Here is a 14,127-nt window from a genome sequence, read left to right as displayed (position 1 = left end):
AATTTTGGATAAAAGTAAGTTAATAGTAAGTGCAATGGAAGTGCATTTATTATCCACTACACTTATCACATATACCTTTTACAACCAAGTTTACATTTTCAGAAACAAAACCATCAGGAACTTTTATTTGAGGTATTTTATGGTCTGTTAAGCAAATGGTTTCATTGCAATTGTTACAATGGAAATGTAAATGTAAATCGGTCTTTATATCACAACTACAACCTTGTTCACATAAAGCGTATTTGGTAATACCTGTACCATCGTCTATTTGATGTACAATATCCTTTTCTTCAAAAGTTTTAATAGTTCTGTAAAGCGTAGTTCTATCTGCTTTTTCAAACGCATTTTCAATATCACTTAATGTTACCGCAATTTCTTTTTCAGCAAGAAACTTATAAATTAACAAACGCATTGCTGTAATACGAATATCTTTTGATTCTAATAATTGTTCTATTGTTTCCATAACTAATCGTGGTCTTCGTTTCCGAATGGTTTAATAATAAGCCCTACACTAAATATAAAGCCATCTGTAGGTGCATAAATCTCTGGAAATACAGGATTCTCGTGTGGTGGTAAAACCAAAGGTGAAAATCTGCTTTGTCTTCTATCTGTAAAGTTTTCAAAGTTCACAAATACGCTACCTAATTTAAAATTACGCATTAGCAACAAACCCATAGTAACAAAATCTGTAGTTTCTGTACCGTTTGATAAAAATTGTTTTCCTGTGTAGTAGGTTTCATAACCAATTCGCCACTTATCTGATTCGTACATTAATACACTACCTGCATTATGCTTTGCGGTTAATGGCTTTTGTGGATTACCAGGTAAATAGTTTAGCTTGGTATCAATAAGCGCATAGTTTAAGAACCATCTAAAGTCTTTGTAAGTAAATTTAATATTTGTTTCTGCTCCTTTGCTAAAGATTTCATCTGGTGCATTCTCAAACTCAAACAAACCGCTATCTGCAGTATTTAAAAGTAATCCATCATTTATAGCTGTAACATAGAATAATTGATTTACAGAAAAACCAATCTCATCAGTTAAACGTGTTTGATAGTTGAAATCGAAATTAACACCATAAGAACGTTCTGCATCTACTGTGGGTTTATCTATTGCAAGAACATTTTCGAAATTTATATACTCTGCTTCTTCTGTAAAAATATCTGGAATTTTATAACCTAAACCGCCACCAATTCTACTTGAAAATCCACTATTATTCTTATATAATAATGAAATTCTTGGTAATGGAAAGAATCCGAAATCGTTATTATAATCTGCTCTTAACCCTGTTTCTAATATCCAATTATCTGAAATATCGTAGATATTATTTGCAAAAGCTCCAAAGGTCACATCTTTTTGGTCTCGTTGTAGCTGTGCATTATCGTTTTCATCAAAATTTGAGGTATATAGATTAGCTCCAATTATCCAATCTGTTTTTTCTGATGCTTTGTTATATGTGATTTCAGTAAAAGTATTTGTTTGCTTACCATCAAAATTAAAATCAGGAACAGTTAAATTCCTATCAAAAAAAGAGACACTATTTTTAAATTCTAATGAGCTAACAGAATCTAATTGCGTTTGATACACCAATTGACTACTTAATCGTTTTGAATTGTTTTCTTCAGTATATTGATGAATACCATCTTCACCGCTTTCAATTTTGGTTATATCACCACCGATTCTATCATCATACGTTCCATTTAATCCAAACCAAACTGTAGTATTCTCTGATGGATAATAAAACAGTTTAGGATTAAAAGAAATTGATGTTGTTTTTGGTAGATTGCTAAAGCCGTCATCTTCTGGGTCGTATGCTTTTTGATAATGACCAGAGCCATAAAGTGAAAAACCAAATTTTTCATTTCGTTTGCTATAAAATACATTAGCTGTACTTCCTAATGCTTGGGTCTGCGTAAGCATAATGTCTAAAGCAGGTTCTTCGTCTGGTGTTTTAGATACCATATTTACCAATCCTGCAATAGCACCTCCACCGTAAAGTGTAGAGGAACTTCCTTTAATAATCTCAAATTGTTGTAAGTCTAAAGGTGGAATTTGTAAAATACTTAATCCACTTGAAAAGCCACCATATAGTGGAAACCCATCTCTTAATAATTGCGTGTACCTACCATCCAACCCTTGAATACGAATATTAGTACTCCCACTACTTAAAGACGTTTGTTGCATCTGTATTCCTGTACTTTCACGAAGCACCATAGAAATATTAGTAGGGTTCATTATTGCTTTTTCACCTAATTCTTCTGCACCTATAAACTCGATGCGTGTAGGTATTTTTCGTACTGTTCTTGTGCTTCTTGTAGATTGCAGTACTACAGCATCTAATTGATTACCGCCCTCTTTTAGTTTAAACACTAATTCATTATTACTTGGAATTTGAATTGTTGTCTCAAATGTTTCAAAACCTAAAAAGGAAATTATTATTTGATGCTGACCGTTTGGTATTTCTGTAAATTCTGCAATACCATCAAAATTAGTTACAGCACCTTTTTCTAATGCTTCAAAGTAAACAGTCGCACCCATTAAAGGCTCGTTTTCAGCCTCTGTGATGACTTTTATTTGTATGTCAGTTGTTTGTGCCTGTAATGATAGGCAAAGTATTAATATGAGCTTTATGCTCAATAAATATTTATTCATTGAATTATAATTGTAATTAACTAAATAATTGATTTAAAATCGTGTTATTTTAGCTTATTACTTGTGGCGGTTGCCAAATGTTGGAAAGGAAATTAAACCTATAAATAGGTTGATATGTAGAAATTAACTCCGTTGAAATTTCAATATTGAGTTTGAAATCAAATTTCTTGATTGGTTCGTAAGTAATTGTCATACCGCAACAATTGCAAATACAAGTTACAGGACAAGAATCGTCACTATCTTCTTGATGATTGTGGTTAATACTTATTTCTTCTTGATGCTGGTCTTCTATATTTTGACCATCAGAACAAGGCTTTGCTGAAAGCAATAGTATTATTAATGATAATATGACGGTTACAAATTTCACAATTACAAAGATAAAAATTTAATAATGCAATGGTTGTGCAAAAGAAATATGAAATTTATTTAGTAATACAATCAACATTATTTTCCAGAATAGCTTTTAAATGAGACGGTATTTCATAGCCACTCAATAGTTCACCCGTAGCTATATTCTCCCAATCGGCTGTTTTTGAATTGTATTCCCATTCGCTATAATTACTAAGCAACTTTGCTGAGAATTTTTGTTTTATTGTTTTCTTAGGTGAATTAAAACCAAATCGATCAAAAATACGCTTCCCCTTCATTGCCATAAGTATGATATCTAAAGCTTTGATATAAATTTGTGCGGTACTTGTTTCTTTTTCTCTTTTCTTTAAATCTGGTTCAGTGAAAATTTTACTGCCGTATTTTATAATCTCTACTAATCCATTCTCTAAATGAGTTACTTGTTGAATATTTTGAGCTTTTCTATTAGCAAATTTTGGTGTCCATAGTTGCAACCATTCAGCCAATAATACCTCAGCGGTATATTTGTCTTTAGTAATGATATGAAAATGTGGATTGTATGTTTTCTTTTTAGGGTTAAAATTACACTCTAACGAACGTACACCAATAAGCATCTTTCCTTTTCCCCTTTGGTATCTTTTACGATGTTTTTCTGTTATTCTCTGTATTCCTTGTGTGAATTTCTTTATATATCTAGGCAAATTATGTGCGTTACAAGATTTTACCGTTAAAGTCAAAAAATAGGGTTGTTCCCAATGCTTTATAACTGGTAAATACTTGTTAATCATCTGAGCCTTTCGGATACTACAACACAAAGTACAAAAACGGTTTTTGCAATATTTCCCATACAATCGACCATCTGCTGTAACAATGTTCTGTTGGCAGTAGTAGGTGTTCCAATAAGATTTTTCTAATTCTGACTCTCCATTTTCCTGCGCGACCTCTATTAATCGAAGCATCATTATTTGCGTAATGGTTTTTCTTTTTGCTCTACCTTTCAACGCCTCTTTCTTGTTGAGGTCTGAGCCTTCTCCATTAACAATAATGTTATTCTGTCCCGTTTTGTTTGTCCTACTTTCTGCTAATGTATACATACTACCTAATTTTAGAAATTCTAACACCTTGTAAACAAAGAGATTAAGCCCTTTTGTATTTAAGTGACTTAACCTCTGTTAATGCGTTATCTAAATCTTCTCTTTTGATAATTAATATTCTACCTACTTTTTGAGCTGGCAGTGTACCCCGTTTTATGTAATTATGTACGGACTGCTCTGAAACTTTTAGAAGTTCTGCTGTTTCTTTTACGGTAAGATTTTCAGGTTTTTGCTCTTCTACAGGCTTGTGTTTTATATCTAATAGAAGACTTTCAATATTTGCTAGTCGCTCATTGAGAATTTCGAAAGGATTATTCATTGTACCAGTATTTTAATTTTACTGGTGTAAAGGTCATTATAGAATTAGATTTTAACCTCTTGCGACTGGTAGTTGAGTGGTTGTGAATTTAATAATTAGCATTATAATTACTTGTAAACGTAGAAATAACAGCTTCTAAATCATTTACTGCTTTCGTGTCTTTTAGATTATTTAACAACCTCTTGGCTTCCTGTAAATCTTTAAGATGTTTTGAATCTGTTGTTTTATTTTGGCTCAGTCTTGTTAATTCATTTGGTTTATAAATTCTTTTTTGAAGAATTTTTTCACTTTTAGTACTGGAGTGTTTTCTTAATATCTCCAAATAATTATCAGAAGTAATGACTATTCCTTTAATAAAATATGCTATTGCTATTTGTTTTTGGCTGAAATTATTGTTTTTTGATTGCTTTGTTTTCTTGACCTTTTTACTTATTTGATTAAGATTACTTTTCTCTTTTTCAATGAGTAGCTTTTTTTCATAAACTCCTTGCTTCTGCTCAAAAAACTCTTTTTGAAGCTCTATATAGTTCTCATCTTCTTGCTGAAGCACCTTATTTTCCATTTCTTGGTCACTCAAAGCGTCTAAAGAATTATTTATTATCTCCAAACTTTTCAAAACTCTGGAGCTCCTAAATAGTTGAGACAATGATTTGAAATTAGCGTCTAAAGCATAACGTGACAATCTCTCCAAATCAATGAGTATAACCCCTCTACCACTAATAAAAATTAAGCAGTTAAAAAAATTCTTTGTCAATTGCTGTAACTCATCCTTATTATCATAAATATGTTTATGACTCAATACTATGTTTACAAACTCTCCTGCTACCATAGAAAAAGTCGCTTTCATTTGGAGATAATATTTCGTGCACAATTTATAGCCTTCATCCTCAGTCTCTCCTTTACAGTATTTACAATTTTCTTTTATATCCTTTGGCAAAGAATCTTCCATACACCGCATAACAGCCTTATCCGCTTTTTCAAAATTTTCTTCATCAACTAAAAACTCTTTAAGATAGTCTACATATGTTTTTTTACCCCAAATACTATCTAAATATGCTACAGTTTCATCACTTAACTGAATAGAAGCAATTTTAGCTCCTTCTTCCAATTTAATCTCCAATCCTATTTCCTTCCTCTTCATTTAATCAACTTTTTTTAATAGTCCAATATCCATGTTAAAAACCTCATTTACCGCTTCTACCTTAGAATCATCATCTACCTGATAATACTGATTTAACGTTTTCATATCCCTATGCCCTGTTATCGATGCTATTAATTTATCAGATAACCCTTCTTTTTTCATCATCGTAATAAACGTTCTACGTGCTGTATGCGTACTAATACGTTCATAATATGGCATCGTCACTCGTATATTCTCTTTTCCTTTGGTAGTCGTCTTTACTACCTCATCGGTATACCCTGCTTTCTTAAAAACTTCTTTGATATATTCATTTTGTTTTTGATTAGCTATCAATGGTAATTGATAATCATATTTACGCAGAATGTGTAGTGATATTTCGTTTAATGGTATGGTACGAGATTCTTTCTCTGTATCTTTTTCTTCTTTTAGAACAATAGAATTATTTACAATATCTTCCATATTAAATAATCTAAGTTCGCCAAACCTCATCCCTGTAACACAAGAAAATACAAATACATCTCTAACTTTCTCTAATCGTTCATTTTTAAAATCACAATGCATTAGATTCTGCAAATCAATTTTAGTCAAAGCTATCTGTTGAGTAATCACTCTCTTTTTCTTCTCAAAGCTTAGAAATATATTATTGTAGGTATATCCCTTTTTTAAAGCCCAAAACATAAACGTTTTGAACAGTCCAAGGTTTCTGGAGTACGTATTATTAATATGACCACGAATATTCATACAATAATCTGTAAAATCAGCGTGGAAAACTTCATTTATAGTACTAAATGTTAGGTTATAGCTCGTTTGCTTCTCGAAATCTTGTAATATGTTTTTGATATTCTTGTACCGCTTAATTGTAGAAGGTGACCATTCTTGCATTTTGATCTTATAGTCCATAAACTCATCAAATGCATCATAAAATGTATTCTTACCAGTTGGTGCTTTTTTGAAAATAGTATCAAATTCCCTTTTTAATATTTGTGAAGTAAAATCTTCTCCAATTGCTTTACATCTGTTTTGTATTAATTCAAATGCATCTGGATATCGATTTAATTGCAGTTTGATAATGCTACTACTTACAGCCTTATGTTTACCTTTTAGAATAGGTTGTTTATTCTGTTGATCCCAATTTATTGGTTTTATCTTCTCTCCTGTAGAATACAAGAACTTCTTTCCTTCGCTTTTAAAGTAACACGAAAAAATAATTAATGTTTCCTTTTCAGATTTCGGACGTTTTAAAAAGAATGTTGAGGTCATCAATTGAATATTACAGTCGACAATCTGGTCGACAATTATGTTATATTTAGATACTATTCTAAACTATAACAAAAATAAACAATTACCTTATTTATATGGTTAACAGCTTGATATACTTATAAACTGTTATTAACAAGACACCAATAGTTCAATAGCCTCCGACTCCACTTCAATCCCGCCAAATGGCGGGATTTTGCGTATCCGGGGGATTCGGCAGCCGCATCAACTGGGTCTTACGCTATAAAGGTCTTCAAGACCTTTACTTAGCGCTACAAACCTCTCCGACTCCACTTCAATCCCGCCTAATGGCGGGATTTTGTGTATCCGAGGGATTCACAGCGCGGCAAGCCCGCCTCTTAACTAAAATCATCCACAGGATAATTTCTTAACGCTCGATCGTCTTCGACTCCACAAAAAAACTCCCAAACCATTAATGATTATGGGAGTTTCTATTCATATTTTAATTACCTATCAATTATAATACATTCTATAGAAGGCTTAGACTTGTATTACTTTATGTCAACACCATCTTGTCCTTTATAGAATCTTTTTACTGCAGTATGATTTCCTACATATATTCTAATCACATAGGTACCTTCTAATAAACCAGAGATATCAACTTCTCTATCTACATGAAGCTTTTTCTGAATTCTAATAAAACCAGAATCATCTATCACCTTGATTAACATAGGTTCTCTTACATCGGATATAATCGTAATGGACTGTTGGACGGTCGTAGATTCGAGTTTAAAAGAAAATGTAGTATCGTTAATAGTATTCAATCTATTGCTTACTAAATAATCATCACTGGCATTACCAGAGATACAAGCAATTAAAAACAGTAGGGTAAGTAGTTTATTTCTCATATCTTATTTTTTTCTTAAGATACAGATTTTCAATAACTTAAACCGTTAACTATTTTATAAAAAATCTAAAAACCTGGTTTTTTAGAAAAATTTATGTTTTGTTTAAAATATTCCGAATGGTACAACCTATGGTAATCTAGATAAAGGAATTAGGAATAAAATTAATAACAAGAAATATCAACAACAAAATAGAACTATTTCACACCATAAAGTTTGATTATAAGCATTTCCACCAATAAAATACAAGTAAAAAGTAATCAAAATCAATACATTCATCTATTTTTGAGTAAATATAGATGACTAGAACCGGTACGTAAAAACTTACAAATCTAAGCGGTAATGCTAAAAATTTGTTTTAACTAAAACCTACAGGAATACTAGGGTATTCGCTTTTGGAGATTGAATTAACACACTATCATTGTATTAATTAGGTATGTTATATCAACTCTTGTCTTTAGCTAAAAAACATATCATTATATCGAAAAGAAAGCTATCTCTCCTAAATCAATTAAAATATCAATTAACTTTATGAGGCTAACACAAAACCTCAAACTCATGAATATTACGAACCGCTACACTGCATATTTGCACTACCCGTATTTATTGGAAGATCATCAACCTAAGTAGCTTTTTTACAACAAACATAATACCCTAATTTCTCTCAATAATACATTCCACCCACCGAACCAGAATTATTATTGACATTTCATAACAAATCCCTAAGACTATGAAAATATATAGCGTTGTTGTGGCCTATGATGATCCTCTAAAAAGGTTAGGTATCAAAGCCATGCTAGAAGCCCCAAAAGACATGAAATTTAATTTATATGAAGATATAAGTGATTTAGAAAACTTACGAAAAGTCATTGTTGATAGCCAACCTGATTTTATTGTTATTGATGCTACTCTAAATTCTAATGATTCTGGAATTGAATTAGCAAAATATACTAAACGACACGCTTCTAAGACCAAGATTGTTATCATGACATTTACCCTAGAAGAGTGGTTGATAAAAGAATTAAAAAACTTAGAGATAAAGTGGATTCTATATAAGGCTGATACTGTAGAAAATCTGACTAAATGTGCTGGGCGAGCTATCCAAAACAAACCTTATGTAAGTAAACGATTTAGAGAATCTTGGTTTAAAGAAAAAGCAAATCCTATTCCCGAAGTTTCTGATAAATCATACCAACAATTATCAAAAACAGAAATCAAAATATTAAATCAAGTAGCATTAGGCAAGACCAATAAAGAAATTGCATTTGATCTATTTAAAAGCGAAAAAACTATCAAAAATCATCGCCAAAATATTTGCAAAAAGCTACAGATTGCAGGTAGTAATGCTCTTTTTAAATATACCATGAAATTAAAAGATGTGTATCATTAGGTTGTTAAAGCGCAATAATCTTCAGTAAAAAATTGAGTACTTGTGCCTATATTTTTCATTCATAGAGTTTTTAATTTTCCTACCGAAAACTAACGATACTGTTTATACCCAAAATAAACAAAATACACACAACTCTTAATTATGAAAAACACTACACTCAAAGCTTTATTGATACTCTTATTTTATATACACATATCGGAAGCTCAAGAACTTATTATAGAAAAAAACCAGCAACTATATTCTCAAAATATAAGTAACAGCGATACCGTATTATTAAATAAGAATAAGTCTTCTTTAGCTATCACCTCAGCAATGGATGTGATAGTATTGCAAGCATATAATATCTCGCGAGAACTAGATATAACGGCTAACTTTGATTTTTTTCAGGGATTACAGAGTCCTTTTAATCCGAATGTATGGATATATCTAGAGAGAGAACAAATTGGAGGAGCCTTTAAACTTCAAAAAGTAGATCTTTCTAATAAAAAACAGGTTACTTTACAAAGTAAAACTAATAATGATCGAAAGGAAATAGCGCTAAAACCTATTGGCTGGACCAATGATGCTTCTAAAATCTTTATAGAAGGGATTTACTTAGATGCAGCAGAAGAACACGAAGGGATTTTTATATATGACATTCAAACAAATCATATCGAAAAACTTCCTATCTCTTTTAAATACACCAGTACACCGTTACTCTCTCCGAAGCGAGATTATTTTATCTTCTCTGGATCTACCGATAAAAAACTAGACTACCTACATGGTACTTCTGACCTTATTTATAAATATGATATCGAACAACAAACAACTAAGACTATATATCGATCAGAAAGAGATCAGGTTCAAATCTTAGGTTGGAATGTTAATTCTAAAACTAATAAAGAGTCTATCCATAATCAAAAATCTAATTTATCCTATTATTTACCTTGGGATTTTGGCAAAGAGAATTGTGTCTCTAGACACGGAACACCTGGTCCAACTGGTTCTCATAGCCCTGTAGGTCAATGTGGTTTTTTTACTCCAGGTGGTCATCACGGATATCACGCAATTGATTTTGCAACTTCTTTATCCGGAGATGATAACGTAAGAGCTTCTGCCGCAGGAACTGTTTCTTTTTCTGGAATAAGTGGAAGTTTATCTAGTGGTTATGGGAGATTGATTATCATACGACATAGCGATGGAACTCGAACATATTATGCTCATAACAAAACACTATTGGTTAGTCAAGGGCAATCTGTACAAAAAGGACAAGTAATCGCTTTAGAAGGCACAACAGGAGGATCTACAGGAGATCATATTCATTTTGAGTGGAGAGCTGCTGGAGGAAACTCTTCTACTCCTGGTTCTTTTGTTGATGCAGGACAACCAAGACAAAATTATATTTATCGTTCACAGAATACCTTTGGTTCGCAAGCAGACACACAAGCTCCTACCACTTCTATAACAGCTAATGGAGGAACTACACAATCTGGTGATTTTACTGCCAACTATACCGACTCAGACAATATTGCGGTAACACGTCGATTCTATCAAGTTTTAGAGAAATACGGAAACAATTGGTACGCCAATAGAGGTAATGGTTTTTTTAATGACAACTTTAATGTTTTTTATTCTGGATATTTACAAGGAGATGGGGATTGGTCAATTAATAATAATCATCTACTTCAATCGAACACTACATCAGACAACACCAAATTAAATACATTCTTGTCTCAAAATTCAGGATTACCGTATTTATATGAATTCTCTGCAAAAGTATTATCTACGAATGGTCCTAGAAAATTTGGAATTCACATCATGGCAGATTCTCCAGATCAAAGCCAAAGAGGAAATTCTTATTTAATATGGTTTAGCGGAGAGGATAACAAAGTTAGAGTATACGAAACCATAAATAACCAATTAAACTTTAGAGCAATTGATGATGTCCCACTAGACAATAAATGGGCGAACTACAAAATTACATACAGTCCTGGGTTTGGTGTTCTCGAAGTATTTAGAAATAACACTTCTATCTTAAAATGGACAGATCCATCACCAATAAAAAACGGAAGCACAATTTCTTTAAGAACAAATAAAACGAATATTGAATTCGATGATTTAAAAGTCTATAAGTTTAGAGCAAACAATTCTACAGAGATTTCTACAGGATCAGAAATAACTAAGGATATACGAAGAAAAAATGGAAAAATAAAAAGTTTGGTTAGAGATGCCGCTGGAAATTGGTCTACTCCTGGAAACCTAGATGTAACTATAAGTTCTCTAACAAGACAAAATTCAGAAATTATAAACGATACTTTTCTTAATAGTGATACTATTAAAGCAAACGTATTTCCGAACCCTACAGATGGATCTGATTTAACAATTAGCTATCAATCTCTACATAAATCCCATGCATCTATATCCATAATTGATATAAAAGGTAGCGTTTTAAAATCCTTCATAAAATACACAGAAGAAGGAAAGAATACATCTATAGATCTAAGCAGTTATTTCGGATCCTTAGGAGATGGCACATATTTTATCAAAATAAATGATGATAGAGGTTCTCAAGTGATCCCTATCATTAAAAGGTAGTTTTTTGTAAGTGTGTAAAAAGGGTTCTACATATTTGGTTAACAACTTGTCTGAGCCCTTTTTCTTGCAAAACCCTTCATAAAATATAAACTCAAAACACAAACATCATATGAAAACTAACACAAAACTTATTTACCTCATTCTAAGTTTATTATTACATCAGGTAATTTGGTCTCAAGGAAATAAACTTAAAGGAGAAGGTTCTACAGAAAATGTAATTGAATTAAGTTCTAAAAAAGCTATTAGCTATACATCTAAAAATTTAAAATATAGTAATGAGGGAATAGTCTTTTCTAAATTATCAGAAACAGAAAAAATAATTATAAGTCCTGTAGAAATTTCACTCATAGAACCAGAACCATTTATTAGTACTTATCTTCAATTAAATGGTACTAATTTAAATCACGACGCCATCTTGATCACCTACCGAACTTCAGAAAAAGGAGAAATTTGGTCAGATTGGAAAAAAATTCCTTTTGATGGACATTTTGATAAAATAAATAACAACTATCTAATTTCTTCTCTATTATATCTAGATAAGTCAATATCCTATATTCAATATGCATTAGATATTACCACGAATAAAGAAATGATTTTAGAAAAAATACTGTTAAAACATTACAGCCCTGGAGCTACACCAAGAAAAACATTAGAAGAAATTAACACCATAAAATTTAAAAATCAAAATAAAGCAGCTTGTAGTAAACCATCTGTAGTTTCACGATCACAATGGGGAGCAAGGCCTCCAAGAAGTTCATTTCCTACTACGAACGTGACACATCTCATTGTTCATCATGAATTTGGATCTAATTCTAGTAGTGATTGGGCTGCAAGAGTACGATCTGTACAAAATTTTCATATGAATTCTAATGGATGGTCGGATATTGGATATAATTTCTTAATAGATCCGAATGGAGTTATTTACGAAGGAAGAGCTGGCGGAGACAGTGCGGTAGGTGCTCATTTTTGTGGTAGAAACCGTAATACAATGGGAGTTTGTATGTTAGGTAATTATTCATCGGCTACACCAAAAGTCGCTACTCAAAATTCTTTAAAAGATTTATTAGCCTGGAAAGCTACAAAAGAGAACATTAACCCTTCTGGATTTGCCTATCACTATTCTATTGATGGTTCTTTAAGAACTATATCAGGGCATAGAGATGGAGGTGGATGTTCGGCGTGTCCAGGAGATGGAGGTTATGCTATTCTGCCAAGTATAAGAACAGGAGTACAAAATCTTATTGACAATAATTGCTCTGGATCTGGCGGCGGAACCGATAATCAATCTCCAACTACGACTATTAGTGCTTCTGGCGGCAATACACAATCAGGTGATTTTACAGCTAACTTTAATGACAATGATAACATAGGGGTAACTAGAAGGTTTTATCAAGCTTTAGAGAAATATGGTGATAATTGGTATGCAAACCGAGGCAATGGCTTTTTTAATGACAATTTTAATATTTTCTACTCTGGATATACCCAAGGAGCTGGAAATTGGAGTATTAGTAATGGACATTTAAGTCAATCCGACATTTCGTCTGACAATACAAAATTGAATACTTTTTTATCGCAAAATTCTGGGCTCCCTTATTTGTATGAGTTCTCTGCTAAAACAATTTCTACAACTGGGCCAAAAAAATTTGGTCTACATATCATGGCTGATGATGTAACCCAAAGTCAGAGAGGAAACTCATATTTAATATGGTTTAGTGGAGAAGATAATAAGGTCAGAATATATGAGACAGTAAATAATCAACTAAATTTTAGAGCGATTAGTGATGTATCACTAGATAACCAATGGGCTAATTATAAAATAACCTATAGCCCGGCTTTTGGAGTATTAGAAATTTTTAGAAACAATACCTCGCTTTTAAGATGGACAGACACGACTCCAATCAAAAATGGAAGTTCTATCTCGTTAAGAACGAACAAAACCAATATGGAATTCGATGATCTTAAAGTGTATAAATTTAGAGCAAATCAAACACAATCCATAACAGCTGGATCTTCTGTAACTAAAGATATAAGAAGACAAAATGGAAAAATTAAAAGTTTGGTAAGAGATGCTGCTGGGAATTGGTCTGCTCCTGGAAACTTAGATATAACGATTAGCTCTCTTTCTAGACAAAATCCAAATATTATTGATGATACAAAACTAAACAATAGTGATCCAATCATTTATCCAAATCCAACAACAGCTAAATCATTGACATTGACATATAATGCTACCTCAAATCAACGTTTAGAAGTATCTATTTGGGATATTACTGGTAAATTATTAAATAAAATTAATACGACACCCAAAGAAAATAGTTTACAGAATCTAAACATCAGCTCTTTAATTGAAGGAATTGCGGGTGGAACTTATATTATAAAAGTAAAAAATGGTAAAAATGTAACCTATTCAAGAATCTTAAAACAATAATCAATTCGGAAAAATATAAAATAAAAAACCGACCACTATATGGTCGGTTTTTTTATAT

The 14,127-nt window shown here is 31.9% G+C and carries 11 protein-coding genes; 3 read left to right on the top strand and 8 right to left on the bottom strand.

The genetic code is table 11. The annotated features are described in order from the left end of the window. Positions 1-49: 49 nt before the first annotated feature. The 8 genes from J8L88_RS12535 to J8L88_RS12500 all read right to left on the bottom strand — a co-directional run bounded on the left by J8L88_RS12535 (position 50) and on the right by J8L88_RS12500 (position 7,680). Entirely contained in the window at positions 50-463 is a 414-nt protein-coding gene (locus J8L88_RS12535) for a Fur family transcriptional regulator (RefSeq protein ID WP_118386909.1), read from the bottom strand. A 2-nt stretch (positions 464-465) separates the two neighbouring features. After that, positions 466-2,652, bottom strand: a complete 2,187-nt coding sequence (locus tag J8L88_RS12530) for a TonB-dependent receptor (RefSeq protein WP_118386911.1) — start codon at positions 2,650-2,652, stop codon at positions 466-468. 49 nt (positions 2,653-2,701) lie between these two features. Beyond that, positions 2,702-3,019 (bottom strand): DUF6660 family protein, encoded by a 318-nt coding sequence (locus tag J8L88_RS12525; protein ID WP_118386913.1) that lies wholly within the window; start codon positions 3,017-3,019, stop codon positions 2,702-2,704. Between the two features lie 55 nt (positions 3,020-3,074). Beyond that, on the bottom strand, positions 3,075-4,094 hold the full coding sequence (locus J8L88_RS12520; protein WP_120650181.1) for a protein rep: 1,020 nt from the start codon (positions 4,092-4,094) through the stop codon (positions 3,075-3,077). Between the two features lie 43 nt (positions 4,095-4,137). After that, a complete protein-coding gene (locus tag J8L88_RS12515) occupies positions 4,138-4,413 on the bottom strand; it encodes a helix-turn-helix domain-containing protein (protein WP_118386917.1) in 276 nt (91 codons plus the stop codon). 88 nt (positions 4,414-4,501) lie between these two features. Next, a complete protein-coding gene (locus J8L88_RS12510) occupies positions 4,502-5,554 on the bottom strand; it encodes a hypothetical protein (RefSeq protein ID WP_118386919.1) in 1,053 nt (350 codons plus the stop codon). Beyond that, positions 5,555-6,814, bottom strand: coding sequence for a tyrosine-type recombinase/integrase (locus J8L88_RS12505; RefSeq protein ID WP_118386921.1), 1,260 nt, complete (start codon positions 6,812-6,814; stop codon positions 5,555-5,557). Between the two features lie 509 nt (positions 6,815-7,323). Next, complete coding sequence (locus J8L88_RS12500; protein WP_211060896.1) at positions 7,324-7,680, bottom strand: T9SS type A sorting domain-containing protein; 357 nt, start codon at positions 7,678-7,680, stop codon at positions 7,324-7,326. A 727-nt stretch (positions 7,681-8,407) separates the two neighbouring features. On the opposite strand from J8L88_RS12500, the gene J8L88_RS12495 reads away from it, so the two are divergent. The 3 genes from J8L88_RS12495 to J8L88_RS12485 all read left to right on the top strand — a co-directional run bounded on the left by J8L88_RS12495 (position 8,408) and on the right by J8L88_RS12485 (position 14,069). After that, positions 8,408-9,067 carry a response regulator transcription factor gene (locus J8L88_RS12495; RefSeq protein WP_211060895.1) on the top strand — a complete coding sequence of 220 codons (660 nt, stop codon included), beginning with the start codon at positions 8,408-8,410 and terminating at the stop codon, positions 9,065-9,067. 141 nt (positions 9,068-9,208) lie between these two features. Beyond that, positions 9,209-11,641, top strand: coding sequence for a peptidoglycan DD-metalloendopeptidase family protein (locus J8L88_RS12490; protein WP_211060894.1), 2,433 nt, complete (start codon positions 9,209-9,211; stop codon positions 11,639-11,641). A gap of 109 nt (positions 11,642-11,750) precedes the next feature. After that, positions 11,751-14,069, top strand: a complete 2,319-nt coding sequence (locus J8L88_RS12485) for an N-acetylmuramoyl-L-alanine amidase (RefSeq protein ID WP_118386933.1) — start codon at positions 11,751-11,753, stop codon at positions 14,067-14,069. Positions 14,070-14,127 lie beyond the last annotated feature (58 nt).

The sequence above is a fragment of the Aquimarina sp. MMG015 genome, from assembly GCF_018100855.1.
GTDB classification, from domain to species: Bacteria; Bacteroidota; Bacteroidia; order Flavobacteriales; family Flavobacteriaceae; genus Aquimarina; species Aquimarina latercula.
Note: the sequence above shows the minus strand (reverse complement) of the source record. Positions and strands in the feature narration are given on the sequence as shown.